The 25,460-nt window shown below is 72.6% G+C and carries 15 protein-coding genes; 6 read left to right on the top strand and 9 right to left on the bottom strand.

The features are described from left to right. Nucleotides 1–20: 20 nt before the first annotated feature. The 6 genes from HHX31_RS06880 to HHX31_RS06855 all read left to right on the top strand — a co-directional run bounded on the left by HHX31_RS06880 (nt 21) and on the right by HHX31_RS06855 (nt 7,638). On the top strand, nt 21–1,520 hold the full coding sequence (locus HHX31_RS06880; RefSeq protein WP_169946202.1) for a sulfatase: 1,500 nt from the start codon (nt 21–23) through the stop codon (nt 1,518–1,520). A gap of 338 nt (nt 1,521–1,858) precedes the next feature. Continuing rightward, nucleotides 1,859–3,208 (top strand): ABC transporter substrate-binding protein, encoded by a 1,350-nt coding sequence (locus HHX31_RS06875; RefSeq protein WP_169946200.1) that lies wholly within the window; start codon nt 1,859–1,861, stop codon nt 3,206–3,208. A gap of 84 nt (nt 3,209–3,292) precedes the next feature. Next, on the top strand, nt 3,293–4,267 hold the full coding sequence (locus HHX31_RS06870; protein ID WP_169946198.1) for a carbohydrate ABC transporter permease: 975 nt from the start codon (nt 3,293–3,295) through the stop codon (nt 4,265–4,267). A 5-nt stretch (nt 4,268–4,272) separates the two neighbouring features. Then, nucleotides 4,273–5,157: a carbohydrate ABC transporter permease gene (locus HHX31_RS06865; protein WP_396710573.1), complete on the top strand. Its 885-nt coding sequence runs from the start codon at nt 4,273–4,275 to the stop codon at nt 5,155–5,157. 41 nt (nt 5,158–5,198) lie between these two features. After that, nucleotides 5,199–6,590 carry a GH1 family beta-glucosidase gene (locus tag HHX31_RS06860; protein ID WP_169947205.1) on the top strand — a complete coding sequence of 464 codons (1,392 nt, stop codon included), beginning with the start codon at nt 5,199–5,201 and terminating at the stop codon, nt 6,588–6,590. Between the two features lie 28 nt (nt 6,591–6,618). Next, entirely contained in the window at nt 6,619–7,638 is a 1,020-nt protein-coding gene (locus tag HHX31_RS06855) for a LacI family DNA-binding transcriptional regulator (RefSeq protein ID WP_169946196.1), read from the top strand. Between the two features lie 78 nt (nt 7,639–7,716). Here HHX31_RS06855 and HHX31_RS06850 read toward each other — a convergent pair whose 3' ends face one another. Genes HHX31_RS06850 through HHX31_RS06810 form a run of 9 tightly spaced genes read right to left on the bottom strand, consistent with a single transcriptional unit; the run spans nt 7,717 to nt 25,045 of the window. Beyond that, nucleotides 7,717–10,827, bottom strand: a complete 3,111-nt coding sequence (locus HHX31_RS06850; protein WP_169946195.1) for a non-ribosomal peptide synthetase — start codon at nt 10,825–10,827, stop codon at nt 7,717–7,719. After that, a complete protein-coding gene (locus HHX31_RS06845; protein WP_169946192.1) occupies nt 10,824–12,764 on the bottom strand; it encodes a non-ribosomal peptide synthetase in 1,941 nt (646 codons plus the stop codon). Before HHX31_RS06845 ends, HHX31_RS06850 begins: the two co-directional genes overlap by 4 nt. 30 nt (nt 12,765–12,794) lie before the next feature. After that, nucleotides 12,795–14,204: a condensation domain-containing protein gene (locus HHX31_RS06840; RefSeq protein WP_169946190.1), complete on the bottom strand. Its 1,410-nt coding sequence runs from the start codon at nt 14,202–14,204 to the stop codon at nt 12,795–12,797. After that, a complete protein-coding gene (locus tag HHX31_RS06835; RefSeq protein WP_169946188.1) occupies nt 14,201–14,389 on the bottom strand; it encodes an MbtH family NRPS accessory protein in 189 nt (62 codons plus the stop codon). Before HHX31_RS06835 ends, HHX31_RS06840 begins: the two co-directional genes overlap by 4 nt. Then, nucleotides 14,386–16,164, bottom strand: coding sequence for a condensation domain-containing protein (locus tag HHX31_RS06830; protein WP_169946186.1), 1,779 nt, complete (start codon nt 16,162–16,164; stop codon nt 14,386–14,388). Before HHX31_RS06830 ends, HHX31_RS06835 begins: the two co-directional genes overlap by 4 nt. Next, the gene (locus HHX31_RS06825) at nt 16,161–16,391 is read right to left on the bottom strand and encodes an acyl carrier protein (RefSeq protein ID WP_169946184.1); all 231 of its coding nucleotides are present in this window, start codon (nt 16,389–16,391) and stop codon (nt 16,161–16,163) included. The genes HHX31_RS06830 and HHX31_RS06825 overlap by 4 nt, the downstream gene beginning before the upstream one ends. Next, entirely contained in the window at nt 16,391–17,947 is a 1,557-nt protein-coding gene (locus tag HHX31_RS06820; RefSeq protein WP_169946182.1) for a condensation domain-containing protein, read from the bottom strand. Before HHX31_RS06820 ends, HHX31_RS06825 begins: the two co-directional genes overlap by 1 nt. Before the next feature lies 1 nt (nt 17,948). Beyond that, nucleotides 17,949–19,511, bottom strand: coding sequence for a class I adenylate-forming enzyme family protein (locus HHX31_RS06815; protein ID WP_169946180.1), 1,563 nt, complete (start codon nt 19,509–19,511; stop codon nt 17,949–17,951). Next, nucleotides 19,508–25,045 carry a non-ribosomal peptide synthetase gene (locus tag HHX31_RS06810; protein ID WP_311931631.1) on the bottom strand — a complete coding sequence of 1,846 codons (5,538 nt, stop codon included), beginning with the start codon at nt 25,043–25,045 and terminating at the stop codon, nt 19,508–19,510. The genes HHX31_RS06815 and HHX31_RS06810 overlap by 4 nt, the downstream gene beginning before the upstream one ends. Nucleotides 25,046–25,460 lie beyond the last annotated feature (415 nt).

The raw sequence follows: 25,460 nt of genomic DNA, 5'->3' as shown, positions 1-25,460 counted from the left end.
CGCGTGGCAATGATGCTGCCGTGCCCCAACCACGACGATCGACCAAGCTGTGGGCCGGGCTCGCCGCGGTGCTCCTGCTGTGCCTCGGGCTCACCGGCGCCGCCCGCGTCGAGCCCGCCCCCGCGGCCCATCGGCCCAACATCGTGCTGATCCTCACCGACGACCTGGACGCCGGGGATCTGAGCCGGTTCCCCAACATCACCGACCTGCTGGTGCGCCAGGGCACCACGTTCTCCCGTTTCTTCGCCACCAATCCCTGGTGCTGCCCCTCCCGCTCGTCGATCCTCCGCTCGCAGTACATGCACAGTCACCAGGTGGAGAGCAACCGGTCGCCGACCGGCGGGTTCCCGAAGTTCCGGCCGCTGGAGGCGTCCACCCTCGGGACGTGGATGCACGACGCGGGCTACCGCACCGCGCTCATGGGCAAATACCTCAACAACTACCCCGAGGGGGCGCCGCGCACGTACGTGCCGCCCGGCTGGGACGAGTGGCACGTCCCCGTCACCCGCCTCTACCAGGAGTACGGTTACACGCTCAACGAGAACGGAGTGCTCCGGCGGTACGGCGACGCCCCGGAGGACTACCTGGAGGACGTGCTGAGCGCCAAGGCCGCGGCGTTCGCCGCCGACTCCGCCGCCCGGGGGGACGCGCCGTTCTTCCTCTACCTCGCCCCGGTCGCGCCGCACCTGCCCGCGCACCACGCGCCGCGCCACGCCGCCGCGTTCGCCGGCGAGCGGGCGCCGCGGACCCCGTCCTTCGACCAGGCGGACCTGTCCGCCGAGCCGCGCTGGCTGAGCGAGCGCGCGCCGCTCTCGCCCGCGGACACGCGCAGGATCGACCGGGTCCACCGCGACCGGCTGCGCGCGATGCTCGGGGTGGACGACATGGTCGGCGCCCTGGTCGACGCGCTGAACCGGGCGGGCACACTGGACGACACCTACATCGTCTTCACCTCCGACAACGGCTTCCACCTCGGCCAGCACCGGTTGCGGCCGGGCAAGACGACGCCCTTCGAGGAGGACATCCGCGTGCCGATGGTGGTGCGCGGGCCCGGCGTGCCCGCCGGGGGCGTCGTCGACGCGCTCGCGTCGACGGTTGACCTCGCGCCCACGTTCGCCGAACTGGGCGGGGCCGTGGTGCCGCCCACGGCCGAGGGCCGCTCGCTGGTCCCGCTCCTGCGCAGGCAGGACGTCGCCTGGCGCGACGCCGTCCTCGTGGAGTTCTACCATCCCTCCTACTCGCCGCAGTCGCCTCCCTCGTACGCGATGCTGCGGACCGGACGGTACGCGTACGTGGAGTACGAGACCGGAGAGCGGCAGTTCTACGACCTGTGGCAGGATCCCGCGCAGATGCGCAACCTCGCGGCGTCGGCCGACCCCGCTCTGGTCGCCGTGCTCTCCGCCCGCCTGGCACTGCTGCGCGCCTGCTCAGGGCCCGCCTGCCGGCTGGCCGACGCCGCGGGCGCCGGGCTGTCCGTGAGCGGCGGAGTGTCCCTGGGGACGGCCGGCTCCCCTGGGTGACGGCTGAGGCGACGGACCGAAAAGGGACGGGCACCCCGGCGGGTTCGGGGTGCCCGCTAAATATTTCTGCCCATATGGCTATGGGAGCGCTCCCAAGTGTGCTATGTCCTAAGATGTCCGTTTGAACGGCTCTAACCACCCCGGGAGTAACAGTTAGGTTTCGGCATATTGACGCCCGCGTTGCTCATAGAGGACCCTTCGTGGGAGCGCTCCCAACGTGTTCACCAACACGGTGCTCACCACGAGCACAACCTCTGATCGCGGGCCGTGAGATCGGGGACCGGCCTGGGATGCATCTCCCATGAACGATTCGGGATACCACCTGAGAGGGGTCCGGAATGATTAACAACTCGCGCCGCGGCAAACTGCTCGCGGTCGCCGCGGTGGCCGCGCTGGCTCTCGGCGCCACCGCCTGCGGGTCCGACGACACGGGCACGGACACCGCCGCGGGCGGCGGGTCCTCCGCGGCGGCCGGCCCCGTCACCATCACGCTCCAGACGTTCGGCGGCGGCAAGAACTTCGGCTACCAGGAGGCCGTCGACAAGTGGAACGCGGAGCACAAGGACATCCAGATCAAATATGACAACCTGACCGACCAGTTCGAGCAGATCTACTGGCCCCAGATGATCCAGTGGCTGCAGTCCGGCGCGGGCGCCGGCGACGTGGTCGGCATCGACGAGGGCGGCATGGGCCTCGCCAAGGCGCACCCCGAGTGGTGGGCCGACCTCGGCGAGTTCGGCCTGCAGAACCGCAAGAGCGACTTCGCCGACTGGAAGTGGGAGAACGGCGTCACCGCCGACGGCAAGCTCTTCGGCCTCGGCACCGACGTCGGCGGCATGAGCCTGTGCTACCGCCGTGACCTGTTCGAGAAGGCCGGCCTGCCGGCCGACCGCGACGAGGTCAGCAAGCTGTGGCCGACGTGGGACGACTTCGTCGCCGTCGGTAAGAAGTTCCAGGACAAGGTCAAGGACACCAAGTTCGTCGACGGCACCAACACGCTCTACAACGTGGTCCTGGTGCAGGAGGCCGCCAAGAACGGCAACGTCTCCTACTTCGACAAGGACAACAACCTGATCGTCGACAAGAACCCGGCGGTCAAGACGGCCTACGACTTCGCCCAGAAGATCAGCCAGGAGGGCCTCACGGCCAAGCTGCGCAACTTCACGCCCGAGTGGAACACCGGCATGAAGAAGTCGCAGTTCGCCACCCTCGGCTGCCCGTCGTGGATGCTCGGCGCGGTGAGCGGTGACGGCGGCGCCGGACCGGACTTCAAGGGCAAGTGGGACGTCGCGGCGGTGCCCGGCGGCGGCGGCAACTGGGGCGGCTCCTGGCTCGCCGTGCCGAAGCAGTCGAAGCACCCCAAGGAGGCCGCGCAGGTCCTCGACTACCTGACCGGCAAGGACGCCCAGGTCAGCGTCTTCAACTTCGCCGGCAACATGCCGAGCAACACCCAGGCGCAGCAGGACCCGGCCGTCCAGGGCGCGAAGAACGAGTACTTCAACGACGCCCCCGTCGGTGACATCTTCGCCAAGTCGGCCGCCGCGCTCCAGCCGGTCTTCCTCGGTGTGAAGCACGCCCAGGTCAAGAACGCCGTCGAGTCGGTCGTCTCCGCCATCGACGACGGCTCGGTGCCGTACGCGAACGGCTGGAAGAAGCTCGTCGACGACGCCGTGAAGGCCGCGGGCTGATCCTGCCCGCCAGGTGAACACCGGCCCGCCGCAGCGGCACCCCGCCGGCGGGCCGGTCGCCTGCTTTCACCCGAAAGGTAACTCATGAGCCTGCACGTCGACGCCGGGCAACCCACCCGGGCACCGATGCCGCCGAGCCGGAAACGGCCTCAGCCGCGACCGGGCCGGTCCTTCCTGACCTGGCTGGACCTCAAGGCCGCGCCGTACCTCCTGGTCTCGCCCTATTACCTGCTCTTCCTGGCCTTCGGGCTCTTCCCGCTCGCCTTCACCCTGTACTTCTCGTTCTTCGACTACGACCTCGCGGGCACGGTCGAGTGGACAGGCCTCGGCAACTACGTCGCCATGCTCGACGACTCGGCCTTCTGGAAGGCGGTCGTCAACACCCTCGCGATGTTCGTCCTCGCGACCGTCCCGCAGATCCTGCTGGCACTGCTGCTGGCCAACGCGCTGAACAAGCGGTTCAAGTTCCAGCTGTTCGTCCGGCTGGGCGTCCTGCTCCCCCTCGTCACCTCGGTCGTCGCGGTGGCGGTCGTCTTCACCCAGTTGTACGGGCGTGACTGGGGTCTGATCAACTGGATCCTCGGCTGGTTCGGGGCCGACCCCATCGACTGGAAGGCCCAGCGCCTTCCCTCCTGGATCGCCATCGCGACCATGGTCGACTGGCGCTGGACCGGCTACAACGCGATCATCTTCCTGGCCGGCATGCAGACGATCCCCAAGGACCTCTACGAGGCCGCCTCGATCGACGGCGCGTCCCGGCGGCGCCAGTTCTGGCAGATCACGGTCCCGATGCTCCGGCCCACGATGATCTTCGTGGTGCTGAACTCCACCATCGGCGGCCTCACCCTGTTCGCCGAGCCGACCACGTTCTACAACGGCAACGTCCACGGCGGCACCGACAGCCAGTTCCAGACCGTCTCGATGTTCATCTTCGAGCAGGGCTTCCGCGAGTTCGACTACGGCTACGCCTCCGCGGCCGCCTGGATGCTCTTCCTGCTCATCCTCATCGGATCGGCCATCAACTTCCTGCTCATCCGCCGGATCGGGGGCAACAAGTGAGCACGATCTCCGCGCCCGCCGGCACGAGGCGGCGCCGGGCCAACGCGCCGGGCGGCGCAGGCACCCTCTGGACCGCCACGCCGATGACGAGGATCGTCCTCGCCGTCACGCTCGTCATCTCGGCGTTCCCGCTCTACTACATGATCGTCATCGCCTCGCGCACCAACACCGAGGCTACCGACATGCCGCCGCCGTTCCTGCCTGGCGGCAAGCTCGGGGAGAACATCCAGCGGGTGCTGTCCAACCCCGACGCGCACTACCTGACCGGTCTCACCAACTCGCTGGTCATCGCCGCCACCGTGACGGCCTCCGTGGTGATCATCTCGACGTTCGCCGGGTTCGCGTTCGCCCGGCTGAACTTCAAGGGCGGCAAGATCCTGCTGCTGCTGGTGCTGCTGACCATGATGGTCCCGCTGCAGCAGATGGGCATCGTCCCCCTCTACCGCCTCATGGTCAACCTCGAATGGGTCGGCTCGATCAAGGCGGTGATCCTGCCCTACCTGCTCAACGGCTTCGGCGTCTTCCTCATGACGCAGTACACCCAGCAGGCCGTGCCCAACGAGCTGATCGAGGCCGCCCGCGTCGACGGCGCCTCCACCCTGCGGATCTGGTGGAACGTCGTGCTGCCCGCCGTACGGCCGGGCATGGCGGTGCTGGGCATCAACACGTTCATGCTGACCTGGAACGACTTCATCTGGCCGCTGCTCGTGCTCACGCCGGACAACCCGACGGTCCAGGTCGCCATCAACTCGCTCAACGCGAAGTACGGGACCGACTACGTGCTGATCTTCAGCGGCACGCTCATGTCGATCCTTCCGCTCGTCGTCGTTTTCATCGCGTTCGGCCGACAGATCATCGGCGGACTCATGGAAGGTGCGGTCAAGGCGTGACAACGCAGGACACACGACCCGAGGCAGAAGCCGCCAGCCTGATGTTCCCCACCGGGTTCGTCTGGGGCGCCGCCACCTCCGCGTACCAGATCGAGGGCTCGCTCTCCGCGGACGGGCGGGGCCGCTCCATCTGGGACACCTTCTGCGGACAGGACGGGCGGATCGTGGGCGGCGACAACGCCGACACCGCGATCGACCACTACAACCGGTACCGCGATGACGTGAAGCTCATGGCGGACCTCGGCCTCACCGCCTACCGGTTCTCCGTCTCCTGGCCCCGGATCCAGCCCGACGGCTCCGGCGCGTACAACGCCCAGGGCCTCGACTTCTACAAGAGGCTCGTCGACGAGCTGCTCAGCTACGGCATCGACCCGTGGCTGACGCTCTACCACTGGGACCTCCCGCAGCCTTTGGAAGACGCGGGCGGCTGGCCCTCACGCGACACGTCGAAGCGCTTCGCCGACTTCGCCGCTACCGTGCACGCCGAGCTGAGCGACCGGGTCAGGCACTGGAGCACGGTGAACGAGCCCTGGTGCTCGGCCTTCCTCGGCTACGCCTCCGGGGAGCACGCCCCCGGGCGGCGCGAGCCGGCCGCCGCGCTGCGCGCCGCGCACCACCTCAACCTCGCCCACGGCCTCGCGGTCCAGGCGATGCGGGCGCAGAACGCGGACTCGCAGATCGGCGGATGCGTCAACGTCTACCCGGTCACGCCCGCCACGGGGAGCGAGGCCGACCAGGACGCCGCCCGCCGCATCGACGGGCTGCAGAACCGGTTCTTCCTGGACGCGCTGCTCAAGGGCGCCTACCCCGAGGACGTGCTGGCCGACCTCGGCCACCTGTCCGACATGGAGTTCATCCAGGACGGCGACCTCGCGACGATCTCCGCGCCGCTCGACATGCTGCTGATCAACTACTACAGCCGCTTCACCGTGTCGGGCGCGCCCGGCGGCGCCGCCTCGGCCGCCGCCGCGCCGACGGACTCCGGCTCGCCGTGGATCGGCAGCGAGCACGTCGGCTTCGTCAACGGCGGCCGCCCGGTCACCTCCATGGGCTGGGAGGTCGACGACAGCGGCCTGTACGAGATCCTGCGCCGGATCGCCGACGAGTACCCGCGCGTCCCGCTCTACATCTCGGAGAACGGCGCGGCCTACGACGACGAGATCGGCGAGGACGGCTCCGTGCACGACCCGGAGCGGCTCGCCTACATCGAGGCCCACCTGCGGACCTGCCACGCGGCCATCGAGTCGGGCATCCCGCTCCAGGGCTACTTCGCCTGGTCGCTCATGGACAACTTCGAGTGGGCGTGGGGTTACGGCAAGCGCTTCGGCCTCGTTTACGTCGACTACGAGACCCAGGCCCGCACCCTGAAATCAAGCGCTCTGTGGTATGCCGACGCGATCAGGCACGGTGGGCTCCTGGGTCGGGCACAATAAGCGCAGACGTGATAAGGGGGCAGTATAGATGAACGGGGACCGCCGTTCCGGAGGCCGGCCGACTCTGGAAGCGGTCGCCGCGCGCGCCGGGGTCGGCCGCGGCACCGTGTCGCGGGTGATCAACGGCTCGCCGAAGGTGAGCGACCGGGCCCGCGACGCGGTGTTACTGGCGATCCAGGAGCTCGGCTACGTGCCGAACCGCGCGGCGCGCACCCTCGTGACCAACCGGACCGACACCATCGCGCTGGTGGTGTCGGAGTCGGAGCAGCGAGTGTTCGACGAGCCGTACTTCGCCGGACTGATCCGGGGGATCGGCTCGGCGCTGTCGGAGACGGGCCTTCAGCTCATTCTCACGATGGCGCAGAACCGGGCGGAGCACGACCGGCTGGAGCACTACCTGACCGGGCAGCACGTCGACGGGGTGCTGCTCACCTCGGTGCACGGCGCCGACCCGCTGCCGGGGCGGCTGGAGGAGATGGGCGTGCCCACCGTGCTCGGTGGCCGCCCTGTCGGGCTCAACCCGTACAGCTTCGTCGACATGGACAACCGGGCCGGCGCCCGGCAGGCGGTCAAGTACCTGCTCTCCAAGGGCCGGACGAAGATCGCCACCATCGCCGGTCCGCAGGACATGGGCGTGGGTGTCGACCGTCTCGCCGGATACCGCGACGCGCTGCTCGCCACCGGCATGAGCGAGCGCGTCGCGTACGGCGACTTCTCCGAGGAGAGCGGCTCGGCCGCCATGCGCGAGCTGCTCGCCCGCCATCCCGATCTGGACGCCGTGTTCACGGCCTCCGACCCGATGGCGGTGGGGGCGCTGCGCGTGCTGAAGGAGCAGGGCATGGTGGTGCCCGACGACGTCGCGATGATCGGCTTCGAGGACTCCAAGGTGGCGCTGCACACCGACCCGCAGCTGACGAGCGTGCACCAGCCGACCGAGGCCATGGGCAGGCAGATGGTCCAGCTCCTGATCGCCCGGATCAACGGCGAGCCGCTGGAGCAGCCGGTCGTCATCCTCGACACCCACCTGGTGATCCGCGCCTCCGCCTGACGGGGCCGCGCGTACGAGGAGAAGGGACCGCCGTGCACCCCCCGGTGCGCGGCGGTCCCTTCGTGTCTCCGGGGAAGGTCAGCCGCCCGCCGACGACAGCAGGCGCTCGGCCTCCTCCTCCGACATGTTCTCCAGGTCGGCCACCAGCAGGTCCTCGAGCGCGACCGCCAGCTCCGCCACGGTGCGCCGTTCGAAGATCGTCCGCATCGGGACCTCCACCCCGGTCGCCCGGCGCAGCCTGGCCGCGATCCTCGTCGCGAGCAGCGAGTGCCCGCCAAGCGTGAAGAAGTCGTCGTTCACGCCGACGGCGGCGATGCCGAGCAGCTCCGCCCAGATCTCGGCCACCAGGAGCTCCGCGTCGGTGCCCGGCGGGACGTGCCCGGCCGACGTCTCCCGCACCGGCGCGGGCAGCGCCGCGCGGTCCACCTTGCCGCGGCTGGTGAGCGGCAGCGAGTCGAGCACCACCCACGCGGCCGGGACGAGATGGCGCGGCAGGGTCCGCGCGAGGTGCGCGGCGAGCTCCTCCCCCGTCGCCGTCCCGGTCACGTACGCCACCAGTTCCTCGGCGTGGACCGTCACGAACGCCTGGCCGACGCCCGGGTGGTCGAGCAGCCGAGCCTCGACCTCGCCCGGCTCGATCCGGAAGCCGCGGACCTTGAGCTGACCGTCGATCCGCCCGAGGAACTCCAGCTCGCCGTCCTGGGTCCAGCGGGCCCGGTCCCCGGTGCGGTACCTCCGCGACCCCGGCCGTCCCGACGGGTCGGGGACGAACGCGGCGGCGGTGAGCGCCGGGCGGCGCAGGTAGCCGCGGGCCACCCCGGCGCCGCCGATGACCAGTTCGCCGATCGCGCCCTTCGGAACCGGCGCTCCCGCGGCGTCGAGCAGGTGGACCGTCGTCGCGCCGATCGGCCGGCCGATGGGCGGCCTGCCGTGCCGCGGCCCGCCGAGGTCGGCCGAGGTCGCGATGACCGCGGCCTCGGTCGGGCCGTAGGTGTTCAGCAGGCGGACGCGGTCGCCGAACCGGCCGCGCCAGCGCGCCACCGCGCCGCCCGACGCCTGCTCGCCGCCGATCACGACCAGGCGCAGCCCGGGCGGCCAGGCGATCTGGTCGATCTCCTCGACCAGGTGGTGCCAGTAGGCGGTGGGCAGGTCGAGCACCGTGACCCGCTCCCCGCCGGGGGCGGCCAGCAGGTCGGGCAGCGTCGCCGCCCCGCCGGGCAGCAGCACCAGGGTCGCCCCCGCGGCGAGCGCGGGGAAGACCTCTTCGAGGTGGGTGTCGAAGCTCAGCGACGCGAACTGGACGACGCGGTCGCCGGGCGTCATGCCGTACTCCTCGCGCATCCACCGGATCCGGGCGGCGATGGCGCCGTGCTCGACGGCGACGCCCTTGGGCCGGCCGGTGGAGCCGGAGGTGAAGATCACGTAGGCCACGTCGCCCGGCTCCGCCTCGGCCGGGCCTTCCCAGGCCGCCTCGTCCCCGCCGGCGAGCGGGTCGACGGCGGTGAGCCCCTCGGGCAGCGCCCGGTTCGTGATCACACGCGTCGCCCCGGCGTCCGCGAGCGCGAAGACCAGCCGCTCCTCCGGCTCGTCCGGCTCGAACGGCAGATAGGCCGCGCCCGCCCGCCAGACCGCGAGCAGGGCGACGATCGCCTCGGCCGAACGGGGCAGGCAGACGCCGACCACGTCGCCGCGGCGGACGCCCCGCTCCCGCAGCGCCGCGGCGAGCCGCGCCGCCCGCCGGTCCAGCTCCGCGTAGGTGATCTCGGTCTCGCCGCAGACCACCGCGACGGCGTCCGGGGCGCGCCGGACGCTCTCCGCGATCATCTCGGGGACCGCCGGGCCGGGCGCGCCCTCGCCGTCGCCGGCCATGGACCGGATGTCGGCATCGTCGCCTGCGGTCCAGACCCGCAGCTCGGAGATCCGGCGATGCGGCTCCGCCGCGGCCGACTCGAGCAGCAGCAGGAAGCGGTCGGCGAGCCGGCGGACCGCCTCCGCCTCGTGCGGAGAGCCGCTGGACCCGTCGTGGCCGAGCGACACCACGATCCCGCCGTCCTCGAGCCGCGCCTCCGCGTACAGGCCGAGCTTGACCTGGCGGTAGTCGTCCGGGAACTCGCCGACGGACAGGTCGCCGAACGGCCGGGTGGGGCCGGTGTTCTGCGTGTGCAGGATGAACATGGTCGGCATCAGCGCCTCGGCGGGGTGCCCGATCCGCTCGAACGGCACCGAGGGTTTGCTCATCGCCGTCAGCGCCTCCTGCCTGGTGCGCCGCAGCAGTTCGGCGAACGACGGGTCCCCGTCCAGGTCGCCGCGCAGCACGACCGTCTGCGACAGGTAGCCGACCATCGGCTCCAGCTCGACCCGGTCGCGTCCGGCGACGGCCGTCCCGACGAGGATGTCGGTCTGGCCGGTGTGCCGGTGCAGGAGCACCTGGTAGGCCGTCATGAGCACGGTGAACAGCGTGGTCCTGTGCTCGCGGGCGAGCCGGTCGAGCGCCTCGGCGACCTCCCTGCCGGTCCTGACGACCTGGTAGCCCGCGCGGTCCTCGTCGCGGACGCCTCCCGCGCCCTCGCCGCCGAGGCCGCACGGCAGGTCGGGCGACGGCGGGTCGGCCAGCCGCTCCTGCCAGTACGGCACCGCGCGGTCGGCGCGGCGGCGCTGCCAGCGGGCGTAGTCGGACGGCCGCACCGGCAGCGGCGCGAGGTCGGGCGCCCGGCCGCGCAGCCGCGCGGTGTAGCACTCCGCCAGGTCGTCCAGGAGGATCCCCAGCGACCAGCCGTCGCCGATGATGTGGTGCATCGTGACGCACAGGACGTGGTCCAGCGGCCCGATCTCGACCAGGGCGACGCGCAGCGGCACGCCCTCCGCGAGGTCGAACGGCGCGTTCACCCGCTCGGCGACGAGCCGCCTGGCCCGCTCCTCGTCACCGGCCGGGATCCGTTCGACCACCGGGACGCCTCCCGGCGCTCCCGGCGGCTCCGCGACCGCCCAGGGGACGCCGTCCTCCTCCTCGAACCGGGTGCGCAGGCTCTCGTGCCTGGCCGCGAGGTCGGCGAACGCCCCCTCGATCGCGTCCGCGTCGAGCGGCCCGCGCAGCCGGTGGACGAGATACATGGTGTAGAGGGCGTCGCGGGGGTCCAGCTTCTGCAGGAGCCACAGCCGTTCCTGGCCGGGCGACAGGGGCGCCCTCATGTGTCCGACGCCATCTCGTCGAGCACGGCCGCCAGGTCCTCGGCGCTGAGGCCGTCGAGCTCGTCGCGGAGCGCGGCGATCTCGGCGAGGTCCAGGTCGTCGTCGTCGAGCCGGTCCATCGCCGCCGCCAGGCCGGCCACCGTGGGGTTCTCGAACAGCACCACGATCGGCACATTGATCGCGAAGCGCGCCTGGATGCGGGCCACGATCTGGGTGGCGGTCAGCGAGTGCCCGCCCAGCTCGAAGAAGTCGTCGTCGACGCCGACCGGCTCCGCGATGCCCAGCACCTCCGCCCACATCGCCGTGAGGTCCTCCTCCAGCGGGGTGGACGCGGGCCGGTACGGCCGGCCGCGCGCCCGGGTCCACTCGGGCACGGGCAGGGCCTTGCGGTCCAGCTTGCCGTTGGGGGTGAGCGGCAGCGCGCCGAGCACCACGAGGTGCGCGGGCACCATGTATTCGGGCAGGCTGTGGCGCAACAGGTCGCGCAGGGGCGGCCACAGGCCCGCCTCCTCCCGCTCCCCGTCCGCGCGTACGACATAGGCGACCAGACGCGGCAGCCCGTCGGGGCCGTCGCAGACGCCGACGGCGGCGTCGGCCACCTCGGGGGCGGCGCGCAGCGCGCCCTCGATCTCGCCGAGCTCGATCCGGAAGCCGCGCACCTTCACCTGCTGGTCGGCCCGGCCCAGGTAGTGGAGCCTGCCGTTCTCGACCTTGGCGAGGTCGCCGGTGGCGTACATGCGGGCCCCCGGCGTCGCGGAGAACGGGTCGGGCAGGAACCTGGCGGCCGTCTGGCCCGGCATGCCGCGGTATCCCCTGGCCAGGCCGGCTCCGCCGATGTGCAGCTCACCGGCCTCGCCGGGCGGCACGGGACGCCCGTCGGAGTCGAGGATCCACACCGTCGTGTTGCCGATGGGCTCGCCGAGGTCCACGGGCGCGGGAGACGGCGCCACCCGGCCGGCCGTCGACCAGACCGTCGTCTCGGTCGGGCCGTACACGTTCCAGAGCCGGGCCTCGCCGGTGAGGAGCGCGTCGGCGAGGTCGCGGGGCAGCGCCTCGCCGCCGCACAGCCGGGTCGCGATGTTCTCCGGCACGCCGCCGGACTCGAGCAGGATGCGCCAGCTCGCCGGCGTCGCCTGCATGATCGTGACGGCCTCGCTCACGGCGCGCGACCGCAGGGCCCGCCCGTCGGCCGTCTCGTGCCCGGAGGCGACCACGACCCGCGCCCCGCAGGCCAGCGGCAGGAGGAGTTCGAGCACCGAGATGTCGAACGACAGCGTGGTGACCGCCAGCCAGGCGTCACGCGGGGTGAGCTCCAGCAGGGAGGCGAAGGACTCCAGCAGGTTGACCACCGCGCCGTGCGGCACGGCGACCCCCTTGGGCCTGCCGGTGGAGCCGGAGGTGTACATGAGATAGGCCAGGTCACCCACCTCGCCGGCCACCGGCTCCTCCTCCGGGCCGCCGTGCTCCCCGCCCGTGGCGGGCAGGCCGTCCGGCGTCAGCTCGACGACGTCCCGTACGCCGTCGAGCAGCCGGGGCTCGACGCCGGGGCTCGCGAGGACCAGTTCGATGCCGGCGTCCTCCCGCATGAACCTGAGCCGGTCCTCGGGGAATCCCGGGTCGAGCGGCACGTACGCGCCGCCGGCCCGCCACACGGCGAGCAGGGCGACGACCATGCCCGCGCAGCGCTCCAGGCACAGGCCCACCGGGACCTCGGGGCCGACGCCGCGGGCGCGCAGCAGCGCCGCCAGCCGGTCGACCCGCTCGTGCAGCTCCCGGTAGGTCAGCACGCCGCCCGCGCCGCTCACCGCGACCGCGTCGGGGCTCGTGTCACGCCATCGGCGGATCAGCGCGAGCGCCGTCACGGCGTCCGTTCCCGTCCCCGGCCGCCCGGCGCCCCGAGGCGCCGCCACGCCGCTCACCGCGTCAATCACTTCCACGCACCTTTCACTTCTCAGAACGCGCCGCTCTCAGAACACGCCGCTCAGCGCGGACAGCCGGACGTCCGGGTCCGCCCCGGCCCGCCGTACGACCTCGGCGAAGCCGCGGACGAGCCGGTTCGCGGTCGCGGGCGCGAACAGATCGCTGCTGTAGTCGAGGACGCCGCCCAGTCCCTCGGGCCCTCGCCACAGGTCGATCGAGATCTCCGCCTTGGTGTGGCTGGGCGGGACCACGTGGATCTCCCGGTCGAGGTCGCCGAACCGGGTCCCCAGCAGATCGTCGTTGGGCAGGTTGTGCAGGTTGAACATGGTCTGGCACAGCGGCGGCCTGCCGATGTCGCGGGGCACCCGCAGCGCGGCCAGGATGTGCTCGAACGGCACGTCCGCGTGCCGCATCCCGGCCAGGGCCGCCTCCCGCACCCGGTCCAGCAGCTCATGGAACGACGGATCGCCGGACAGGTCGGCCCGCAGCACCAGCGTGTTGCCGAAGTAGCCGATCAGCGGCGCCAGCTCGCTGCGGGGCCGGCCCGCCACCGGCACGCCGACGCAGAAGTCCCGCTGGCCAGACGCCAGGCCGAGGGTCACCTCGTAGGCGGCGGCCAGGGCCATGAACGACGTGCAGCGCCGCCTCCTCGCCACCCGCTCCAGCGGGGTGACGTCCTCCGGCGGCAGCAGCAGCTCCACCCGCGCGCCGCGCCCCGACCACCTAAGCGGCCGGGGACGGTCGGCGGGTAGGTCCAGCGTCGGGGCGCCGGCCAGCCGGCTCGCCCAGAACCGCAGGCCCTCGGTGTGGTCCCGCTGTCTCTCCTGGACGGCGAAGCGGGGATACTGCGTGGGCAGCTCCGGCAGCTCGGGCTCCCGTCCCTCGCGCGCGGCGGCGTAGCACTCCGCGAGCTCGCGCAGGAGCACGTCGAGCGACCAGCCGTCCACCACGATGTGGTGCAGGACGATGCACACGACCGCGTCGTCCTCGCCGGGCGTGGCGAGGCCGGCCCGGAGGGGAGGCTCGTTCTCCAGGTCGAACGGGCGCTCGGCGAACTCCCGCAGCGCCCGGTCGAGGTCCGCCTCCCCGGAGATCGCGATCTTCTCCAGCGGCACAGGGCCGGGCGGCAGCACGACCTGCACCGGGGCGTCCCCGCGCAGCCGGAAGCGGGTCCGCAGCACCTCGTGCCGCGCCACGACGCGGGTGAACGCCGCCGCCAGCGCGCCGGCGTCGAGCGGCCCGCGCAGCCGCATGCACCAGGGCGTGTTGTAGCTGGCGTCCTCGGGGTCGAAGCGGCTGAGGAACCACAGGCGCTCCTGTCCAGGCGACAGCGGCCACTCCTGCCCGTCCGCGTCCGCTCGCTCGCCTCCGAGCGAGCGCAGCAGCGCCGCCCGGCGCTCGGGCGGCAGGCCGGCCAGTTTCCCGATCAGCGCGGCGCGGCGCTCGGCGGCGGTCATCTGCCCCGGTCGCGTGCGCTCAGCGGCCGCATGTCGGTCCACACCGTCTCGATGTGGTCCAGGCATTCCTGACGGGTGCCCGCGAAGCCGGTGGGGCGCCATCCGGCGGGCGGCTCGCGGTCGCTCCACCATACGGAGTACTGGTCCTCGTCGTTGACGACCACGAGCATCGGGGAATCGGTCATGTCACTTTTCCCAAGGGTTCGTTGAGGGGGGACGGTTCCCTGCCCCCGCCCTCCGTCAGGCGGGGAAGGCCGGGCCAGCCGCCGGGATCGGCCGGGGGCTCCGCGCACAGGACGTAGTGGTGGGGGGCGAGCACGTCGGTCCGGCCGGCCGCGGCGCGCATGAAGGCGGTGTGGACGGCCTCGGGCGTGTCCAGCCCGGGGCGCGCGACGAGATACCCGGTCAGCCGGGCGGGTCCCTCGCCCTCGTCCAGCGCGACCGCCGCCGCGCCGGTCCCGCACACCCGGCGCAGCAGCGCCTCGGTCTCCGGCAGGCTCACCCAGTCACGCCCGATCTCCGTCCACCCGGCGGGGCGGCGTACGGGGTCCAGGCCCGCGATCTTCGCGACGTGGTCCAGCGGCACCTCCTCGGCGACGGCCAGGACCAGCAACTCCTCCAGGCCGGTGAGCATCCGCACCGCGACGTCCGAGGGCAGGAACGCCGTGTCCACCAGCACGTAGAACTCGCAGGTGGACGCGGCGGGGCCGGTGGCGAAGAAGATCTTCGCCTTGACCGCGGGGTAGGCGCCGACGAAGAACGTCCTGGTCCTGTCGCGCAGCGCGGCGAGGGCCCCGGCGTCCCGCGCGTCGACCGGGGGCAGGCCCTGCCAGCGGCCCGCCCGCCTGACGTCGTTGAAGAACGCGTCCAGGTCGATGTCGGCGCCGCGCCGCCACGCCTCCGCCTGCCACGCGGCCAGCACGAGCGCGGGGTCGTAGTGCCCGTTCCGGTACGTCGCCATGGTGCTGCGATGTCCGCCTGGGAGCGCGTCGGCGAACGTGCCGTCCCCCAGGTCGACGACGCACAGCCCGTCCTGGGCGGCGGGCCCGGCCATGGCCTCCGTCCCCTGATGGTGCCGGTTCGACACGATGAGCTGCATCGCCGCCGTGTCATGCCCGGTGACGGCGCCCAGCAGCGCGGCGCACGCGACCGTGAGGACGCTGGAGGTGGTGACGCCGTGGCGGGCGGCGAGCGCCTGGGCGGCCACGGCCGCCGAGGGGGACTCCATGCCGTGCCGGACGAAGCGCGGCTCCTCCGGCTCCCGTGCCGGGAAGTCGAACATCGAACGCGGCGCGGACGCCAGCGCGTTCCGCCAGTGCCGCAGCGCCTGCCCGCCCGGCGGCGGGTCGGACGCCTCGAAGGCGGCCTGGTCGAGCGGCTGCCAGTCCGGGCCGGGCAGGTCCTCCCCCGCGACCAGCCGCGGCCACTCCTCGGCCACCATGCTCAGCGACCAGCCGTCGAGCGCGAGATGGGACAGCGCGAGGGCGAGCGCGCGCGGCTTGCCCCTCCGGCACACGACCGCGCACCGGATCGGCAGCTCGGCCGCGTAGTCGAACCCGGTCGCGGCCAGCTCGGCGGCCAGCGCCCTGGCCGCGCTCATCGGCTTGGCCGCCGCCTCGTACACGCCGACCGTGAGCCGGCCCTCCCTGCTCACCCGCTGGACCGTGCTCCGGCCGTCCTCCCCGCCGGGCACGAACGCCGTACGCAGCGTCTCGTGCCGTTCGACGAGGCGGCCCACGGCGCGCAGCACGGCGTCGAGGCCGGCGTCGCCGGTCACCGGCAGGGTCCAGGGCAGGTTGAAGTAGGGGTCGCCGTCGTCCAGCCACCGGGTGGAGCGCCAGATCCCCTGCTGGCCCCAGGTCAGCGCCGCCTGCCCGCCCCGGGCGCCGCGGAACTCCACGGTGCGCGGCGGCAGCGCCGTGAGACCGGCGACCTGCGCCGTCGGCGGGCTCGCGGTCACTTCCGCTGCTCCGCGATGTGCTCGACGAGGCCGTCGAGCGTGTCGAGGTGGCCGCCGTCCAGGTCGAGCTCGCAGTCGAACTCGACCTCCAGCAGGTCGATCAGCCGGAGGTAGGCGATCGAGGTGAGACCCAGGGCGGGCAGGGTGCAGTCCGCCGCCAGGATGTCGGCGGTCACCAGGTCGCCGCCACTCGCCTTCGACACCAGCTCGGCCACGCGCTCCCTCATCACGCCTCCTCCCGCAGCCGGGCGATCTCCGCCGCGATCCCGGCGATCGTCGGCTCGTCGAAGAACACGTCGAAGGACAGCTCCGCGTCCATCCGCTCGCGCACCTTCGCGATGATCTGCGTGATCGACAGCGAATGCCCGCCGAGGTCGAACAGGTCCTCGTCCGGGCCGATCTCCGGCATGCCGAGCACCTCGCGCCAGATCTCCGCCACCTCGGCCAGGTAGGGCGTCGCGTCCGCGTCGCCGCCCGCTCCGGCCGGGGCCGGCGTCTGCGCGGCCGCGGCGAAGGACGGCTCGACCGGGGACGGCAGCGGCAGCGCGGCGATGTCGGCGTCCGGGGCGGCGGCCACCGCGCGCAGCAGGGACAGCAGGTGCCCGGCGACGGTCTCGCCGCCGGAGCGGCTCAGGACGAGCGGGTTGAACTGCAGCCGGGCGGCGATGCCGTCCCGCGCGTCCACCACCTGGAGGTGCAGCGTGCCGCGCACCGCGCCGTTGAACGTCATCCAGTCCACCGCCGCGTCCACGCCGGGGAACTCCGGCGTGTTCCCGTCCCGCCTGCGGTAGCTGACCGACACCGGCGTCAGCGCGGTGCGGGGGGTCACCCCGCCGACGGCGCGCGCGAGCGGCACCTGCCGGAACCGGTAGACGGCCCGCAGCTCCTCGCGCAGGGACCTGGCGAACTCGGCGAACGTCCCGCCCGGGGCGGGGGCCGTCACCGGCAGCTCGTTCACGAAGGGGCCGATGTGGCCCCGCGTCTCCTCGGTCCTGGTGGACAGGTCGACGGCCACCGCCGCGCCCTCGTTCCCGTACGCCGCGAGCAGGGTGTGCAGCGCGGCGAGGACCAGCTCGAACCGGGTGACGCCCATCTTGTCCGCGCAGACCGCGAGCTCGGCGGGCAGCTCCACGTCGACGGCCTCGCCTGCCGCGGCGCGGATCGAGACCCCGGACAGCCCGGGGAGGCGCAGGTCCTGCCGGTCCCGCCAGCGGTCGCGCCAGAACTCGGCGGCCTCGCCGAGCAGTTCGGCCACCCGGGCGTTCTCCCGCCCGACGGCCTCGCCGTACGCCGAGGGAGGGGCCGGCGGCCGCGATCCCGCGTAGGCGTCGGCCAGGCCGCGCACCAGGATGTCCTTCGACATGCCGTCGAAGACGGCGTGATGGGCGACGACGACGAGCAGGTGCCGCTCCGGCGCGAGCCGGAAGAGCGTGAAGCGGGCCGTCGGCCCGGTCCCCAGGTCCAGCGTGAGGGACGTCTCGCGCTCGACCAGCTCGGCCGGCTCGCGTCCCGTGGCGTCCTCGAACACGACGGGCGGCGGCACGGCGGCCGGCGTCAGGCGCAGCACGCCGTCGCGCTCGGCCAGCGCCGCCCCGAGCTGGGGGTGCGCGCGGACCACGTCGTCGCAGGCGGCCAGCAGCCGGGTCACGTCCAGGGGGCCGTCGAACCGGATTGCCAGCGGCATGCGGTACACGCGGCCCCCGCAGCCCAGTTGCTCCGTCATCCACATGCCGTGCTGAGCGAGGGACGCCTGCGCCCCCTCCTCCATGAGCGTCGGTGACATCTCACTTGCCTTCCGTGCTGATAACGGAGTCGCCCAGCAGCGCGGGCAGCTCCTTCTTGATGACCTTTCCCGACTGGTTCCTGGGCAGGCTGTCGACCACGAGGACCCGTTCGGGCAGCTCGTGCCAGGCCAGCCGGTCCATCAGGAAGGCGCGCACCTCACTCGTGGACAGCCCCGGCGCCCTGGGCACCACCGCGGCGCCCAGCACGGACCCGAGCACCGGGTGCGGCAGCCCGAAGACCGCCGCCTCGGCGACCAGCGGGTGCTCGTACAGCGCGGCCTCCACCTGCAGCGTGGACACCTTGAACGCCCCCGTCTTGACCACGTCGCTCTCCCGGTCGACGAGGTAGAGGTAGCCGTCGGCGTCCACGTAGCCGAGGTCGCCCATGCGCACCCAGCCGTCGCGGAACGACCTGGCGCTCGCCTCGGCGTCGCCGAAGTAGGACCGGGGGACGGTGGGCGAGCGCATCCACACCTCGCCGGTCTCCCCCGGCGGGAGCGGGGCGCCCTCCTCGTCCGTGACGCGCAGCGAGCCGCCGAACGCGGGCCGCCCAAGCGCGGCCGGCCGCGTACGGTCATAAATCATGATCGTCTGGGCGGGGGCGGCCTCCGTGGACGTGTAGTAGTTCGTCACGGTCGCGTTCGGGAAGGCCGCCGACAGGCGCTCCGACAGGGCGGGAGGCAGCGCCGCCGCCGCCGACCCCAGGAGCACCACGCTGGACATGTCGTGCCGCTCGTGCAGCCCCGCGTCGAGCAGCTCGATCGCCATGGAGGGCACCACGAACACGGTGCCGGGACGGTAGGTCTCGATCAGGCGGGCGAACCGGCCGGGGGTGAACCTCGCGGGGGTCAGCACCGTCGGCCGGGCGTCCAGCGCGTTCACCAGCATGGTCTGCCCGGCGTTGGTGCCGATCGGGAAGGCGTGCAGCAGGTGCCGCGAGTGGGCGAACCTGCGGTGCTTGGGCTGCGTGACGCACCCGTAGGCCAGGTTGGCGTGGGTCGCGCCGACCCCCTTGGGCCGCCCGGTCGTGCCGGAGGTGTAGAGGATCTGAGCCAGGTCCCTCGGCCGCACCCGTGGTCCCTCCCACGCGGGCTCCGGTCCCGCGCCGGCCTCCAGGTCCGCCGGGGTCGCGCTCCACGTCTCTGTGTTCTCCTCCCCCGCGCCCTGCTCCCCCGTGCCTGGCCCGGGCGTCGTGAGGTCCCGGCCGAGCAGCACCGCCGTCGCGGCACAGTGCCGGATCATGTAGCGCAGCTCGGCGGGCGCCAGCCGGTCCGACATCGGCACGGCGACCGCGCCCGCCTTCAGCACCCCGAAGAACGCCACGGCGAAGTCGATCCAGTCGCGGCTGCCGAAGTGCAGCGCCACCCGGTCGCCCGGCGTGACCCCCCGGGCCACCAGCCCGGCGGCGAGCGCCTCCGACCTGCGCTCCCACTCCGCGAAAGTGAGCGTCCCGTGCCCCTCCACGATCATCGCCTCGCCGTCCGGCTCCTGCCCCGCGCGCAGGCGCAGCAGCTCCGGCAGGGTGAGCGCGGGCACGCCCCGCGTGCGTGTCGCCGCCGTCATGCGAGCTCCTTCTCCGGTTCGCGGACCGCCTGCGCGCCGCCCCGCGCCGCCGCCACGCGCTCGGTCACCGCCTGGTAGCCGACGACGTCGTCGGGCAGCGCGTCGGGCACCTCCGCGTCGAACCTGCGCAGCACCCCCACCCGCATGGCGACCAGCGCGATCACGGCGATCGCCAGGGCGAAACAGGCGTACATGAAGCCGATCCCGCGGCCGGGTCCGGTGCCTAGCACCACGCCCACGGTGTCGGCGAGCGGCCCGCCGGGGGCGAGCAGCGGCTCGAAGACCTGGGCGCCGTACGGCGCGACCACGCCGAAGCCGATGGGCAGCGTCGACCAGGCGACCAGCGTGTTCAGCGCGATGACCCGGCCGTGGAACCGCTGCGGCACCTTGACCTGGATGATCGTGGCGTAGACGCCGTTCAGCAGGGTGAGGCACAGCGACATGCCGAACGCGCCGATGGCGATGATCAGCAGGTCCTGGTAGAGCCCGGTCAGCAGGCAGAACACCGATAGGGCGAGCGTGGACAGCAGCACGCCGTACAACCGCCTGCGCCGCGGGCCGCCCCAGGCGGCCATCGCGAGACCGCCGAGGAATGCGCCGAGCCCGCCCGCGAACGACACCCTGCCGACCTCGGTCAGCGTCGCGAACGACAGCACCAGCGGCGAGATCATCATGAACAGCGGGGACAGGAAGACGTTCAGCACCGCGAAGTAGAACAGCATCGCGCGGAAGCCCCGGTGGCCCCAGGAGTGGCGGATGCCGCCCATCATCTCGGCGAGCACGGTCTCCCGCCGCTTCCACGCCATCGTCGCCGGGAAGCGGATCAGCGCGATGGTGAGCGTGGCGACGACGTAGCTGACCACGTCGATGATGAGGATGCCCTCAAGGCCGATCGTCGACATCAGCCCGACCGCGATCAGCGGCACGATGAGCTGCGTGCTGCCCATGGCCATCTGGACGATGCCGTTGGCGTGCCCGAGGAACCGTTTCGGCACGAGCTGCGGGATCGCCGAGTTGTACGCGAGCCGCTGGAAGGTGAGCGCGACGGACAGGCCGACCAGCAGCGGATAGATGTGCCAGACCTGCAGGTTGCCGGTCCACAGCAGCAGCCCGAGCGCGAGCTGGGTGCCGCCCGCGGCCACGTCTCCGGCGATCATCACCTTGCGCCGGTCGAACCGGTCGACGATGGCGCCGGCCAGCGGGGCGACGAGCATGCCGGGCAGCAGCCCGAGCACGGAGAACAGCGCGAACCTGGCGAGCGACCCCGTAGTGAGGTAGATCCACAGCGGGATGGCGAACTCGGTCAGCGCGGAGCCCGTCATCGAGACGAGCTGCCCGGCCGCGACGAGGAGGAAGCGCCGCATGCTGGGCGGCGGGCCGACTCTCACCCCGGCTCTCACGGTCTCGGTCCCGGCCCCGACCTCGGCCTCGGCCCCGGCTTCCGGGCCGGTCCCGTTTTCGGTTCCGGGTCCGGCCTCCGCGGACCTGCTGGAGACGCCCTGCAGCCACCAGGTGCGGTCCTCGTCCCGCTCCAGCCCCTCCGTACGCCCGGAGGCGAGGGCGGTGTGGGTGCCGGTGACGATGTCGGCGAGCTCGTGGTTGCGGTACCGCAGGAAGAAGTGCCCGGCCTCGTCGAGGACGACGCACGCCGTCGTGTCCGACAGGCAGTGCCACTCTTTGTAACGTTCCTGGTAGAACTCGGCCGCCGGGTCACGCTCGCCGACCACGGCGATCACCGGCGCGCGCAGCGCGGTGCCGTGCTCCTCGAAGATCCGGGTGAAGTACCGCTCCGCGGCGCGGGTGCCCTCGCGGCGGTTGCGCACGATCAGTTTGACCTGTTCCCTGCCCAGGTCCTCCACGTCGAGCCCGGCCGCGGTCAGGGCGTTGACCCGCTGCTGGTCGCTGGTGAGGTTGTCCAGGAAGGTCCCGAGCCAGTTCATGCCGCGGCCCGGGCGGGCGAAGGGGAACACGCCGCCGAGATACAGCGCGTCCACCGTGTGGCCGTCGGCCTCCAGCCTCCTGGCGATCTCGGTCGACAGCATGACGCCGAGGCCGCAGTGGCCGTACAGCACGAGCGAGCCGCCGTTCCCGGCCACGATCTCGGAGATCTCGGCCACGCAGTCGACGACGACCTCGTCGAACGGCCGGGACTCCTCGCCCAGTTCGTGGCCGGGCACCGCGACCGAGTAGAGCGCCCAGTCGTCCGGCAGCGCGTCCGCGAGCGGCTGGTAGACGACCGCGCTGCCCCCGCCGTACGGCACGCACACCAAGGTGGTGGTGGCGGGCCTGGCGGGGGTGAGCCGGTGCAGCAGCGAGCGCGGCACGTCACCCTCGGCCGTGAGCAGCCGGGCCAGCTCGCGGACCGTGCGGTGCTTGAACACGTCGAGCACCGTGATCTGCCGGTCCGGATGCGCCTTGCGCAGCCGGGCGATGACCCGCATCGCCAGCAGCGAGTGGCCGCCCAGTGCGAAGAAGTCGTCGAGCGCCCCCACGCGCTCGACCTCCAGCACCTCGGCCCAGACGCGTGCCACGTCCTCCTCGGCGCCGGGCGAGGGGGCGACGTACTCGGCCGCCGCCACGTCGGCCTCCGGCTCCGGCAGCCGCGCGCGGTCCACCTTGCCGTGCGACTTGAGCGGCAGCTCGTCGAGCCAGGCGTACCGCGAGGGGACCATGTACGCGGGCAGCCGGTCGGCCAGCCACGCGCGCACGTCCGCCGCCTCCGGCCGCGCGCCTTCGACGGCGGGCACGAGATAGGCGACGAGCTGTTCGCCGCGCGGCTCGGCGACGGCCTGGGCGACGTCCGGATGGTCGGCCAGCACCGACTCGACCTCGCCCAGCTCGACCCGGTAGCCGCGGATCTTCACCTGCAGGTCGCGGCGGCCGAGGAACTCCAGGTCGCCGGAGCCCGACCACCGGCCGAGGTCGCCCGTGCGGTACATGCGCGACCCCGGCGGGCCGTACGGGTCGGGCAGGAACCGGTCGGCTGTCAGGCCCGGCCGGTTCAGGTAGCCGCGGGCCAGCCGGTCGCCGCCGAGGTAGATCTCCCCCGGCACGCCCGCCGGCACCGGCCGCAACCGCTCGTCCAGCACGTACGCCCGCGCGCCCGGCAGCGGCGAGCCGATCGGCAGGCTCACGCCCGACTCGGCCTGGCCGCGGGGAGCGGGCAGCCGTGCGACGTCGTAGGTCGTCACGCCCACGGTGGCCTCGGTCGGACCGTAGTGGTTGACGACCCGGCAGCGGCCCTTCGCCGCGAGCTCGGCGGCCCAGCCGCGCGGCGCCGCCTCCCCGCCCAGCAGCAGCAGCTTCCGGGGAAGCAGGTCGTCAGGACCCGCGTCCGCGAGCAGCGCGGCCAGATGCGACGGGGTGATCTTGAGGTAGTCGATCCCGGTGCGCCGGAAGATCTCCGCCAGCTCGGGGCCCGCGGTGCGCGAGGGCACCAGGTGCAGGGTGCCGCCGGTCATCAGGCACAGGTAGAAGACCGTGACGCCGAAGTCGAAGGCGAGCGACTGGAGCAGGGCGAAGGACGAGCCGGGCTCGACGTCCAGCCGTTCCCGCACCCCGGCGAGGTAGACCATCACCTCGTGGTGCTGCACCGCGACGCCCTTGGGCCGCCCGGTCGTGCCGGAGGTGTAGATCACGTACGCGAGGTCGGCCGGCGCCACCGGCTCCCAGGGGTCCACCGGCCCCCGCGCGTCCTCGCCGGGGTCCACGGCGGTGATGTCGCCGGGCAGCCGGTCGCGCAGGTCCTGGGTGGTCACGACGATCGACGCCCCGGCGTCGGCCAGCACGTACTCGAGCCGGCCGCGCGGGTGCTCGGGGTCGAGCGGCAGGTAGGCCGCGCCCGCCTTGAGCACGCCGAGCACCGCGACCGCGAGCCCGGTCGACTGCTCCAGGCAGATCGCGACGCGGTCGTCGCGCCGTACGCCGAGCTCGCGCAGCCGCCGGGCGAGCCGGTCGGCCGCGGCGTCCAGCTCGGCGTACGTGAGGGTGTCGCCGCCGCAGGCGACGGCGGTCGCGGACGGCGTGCGGGCCGCCTGCGCCGCGATCGCCTCGTGCGGCGACGACGCCCCGTCGAACGCGTCCGCGGCGGGCGCCCCCGCCCCGGGCGCCGCTCCCGCGAACCCGAGCACGCGGCCGCGCTCGCCGGCCGGGAGCAGTTCGAGGTCCGACAGCCGCGCGTGGGGGTCGGCCACGATCGACCTGAGCAGGTTCTCGAAGCACTCCGCCAGGCGCGCGATCGTCTCCGGCCGGAACAGCTCGGTGCGGTAGGTGAGGGTGCCCCGCAGGCCGTCGCCCAGGTCCATCAGGTACAGCGCGAGGTCGAACCGGCTGGCGGTCACCTCGAACGGGTACGCCGACATGGCCAGGCCCTGGGTGCGCAGCGGCGCCGACCGGTAGTTCTGCAGCGCGAACATCACCTGGAACACCGGCGACCTGCTCACGTCGCGCTCGACGCCCAGCTCGCCGACCAGCCGGTCGAAGGGCAGCTCCTGGTGCGTGTAGGCGTCCAGCGCCGTCTCCCGCACCCGGCCGAGCAGCTCGGTGAAGGCCGGGTCGCCGGACAGGTCGGCCCGCATCGGCAGCGAGTTGATGAAGAGACCGACCACCCGTTCCAGCTCCGGCAGGTCGCGCCCCGACACGGGCGACCCGACCGCGAAGTCGTCCTGGCCTGAGTAGCGCCCGAGCAGCACCTGGAAGGCGGCGAGCAGCGTCATGTACAGCGACGCGCCGTTCGCCCCGCCCAGCTCCGTGAGCGCGTCCACCAGCTCCCGGTCGAGCGCGACGGTGTGCGCGGCGCCCGCCGAGCCCTGCTCAGGCGGGCGCGGCAGGTCGGTCGGCAGCTCCAGCGGCGGCAGCCCGGCCAGCCGGTCCCGCCAGTAGCGGATGTCGTCCTCGTGGGTGCGGCCGCGCTCCCAGAGCGCGTAGTCGCCGTACTGCACGGGCGGAGCGCCGAGATCGGGCTCGGTCCCGGTCCGGTACGCCTCGTGCAGGGCGAGCAGTTCCTCCATCACGATGTCGCACGACCAGCCGTCCGTGACGGTGTGGTGCATGGTCAGGAGCAGCACGTGCTCGCGGACGCCCAGCCGGACCAGGAGCACCCGCAGCAGCGGGCCGGTGGCCAGGTCGAACGGCCGGGCCAGCTCCTCCTGCACGACCTCCCGCACAGTGGCGGGGTCGTCGGACAGCCGCAGCTCCACCAGGGGCTCGTCGTCGAGCACGATCTCCGGCGTCCCGTCGTCGGTGGTGACGAACCGGGTGCGCAGGCTCTCGTGCCGCCTGGCCACCTCGGTGAGCGCGCGTTCCAGGGCCGCGTCGTCGATCTCGCCGCCGTCCAGCCTGACGGCGAAGGCGACGGTGTAGGCGGTGGTGCCCGGGGCGTACTGCTCCAGGAACCACAGGCGCTCCTGGGCGTGCGAAAGCGGCGGGTGGGTGCCGTCCGGCCGCGGCGGCACGGTGAGCCTCGCGGCTTTCCCGGCTCTGAGCCGCTGCGCCAGCAGCGCTTGTTTGGCCGGTGAGAGGCCGGTCCGGGTCACGACGCCGGCACCATGATTGAAATTTGCATTAAGAACATGGCATTCCTTTGTGCGCTCTACGCCTCGGGCACGCCGGCGAAATCGATGCGAAGACGCGGGCGGCCCACGACCCGGCGGCGGCATCTCCGCCGGTGAGCTTCCTGCCTGGTGCCTGGCGCGGCATGGAATCCCATTCGCCGCTCGCGCCGGTACCCCCCATTTCGGACGAAAGAGTGGGAACGCTCCCACGGCAGTGGAGGCTAGGGATCGGGCCTTTCCTTCGTCAAGTGTCATGGAAGTTTCTGTCCGTTATTAGCCCCAAGGTGGGGAATGTGAGGATATTGCCCCAGATCACGGACAATGCGGACACACTCTCCCAAATTGTCTCTATTGCCAGGGATTGACAAGGCCTCTTTCCACACCTACGCTCCGTGGG

It is taken from the genome of Microbispora sp. H11081, from assembly GCF_012999535.1.
Taxonomy (GTDB): domain Bacteria; phylum Actinomycetota; class Actinomycetes; order Streptosporangiales; family Streptosporangiaceae; genus Microbispora.
The sequence above is the reverse complement of the archived record's forward strand: the minus strand, read 5'-3'. Positions and strand labels throughout refer to the sequence as shown.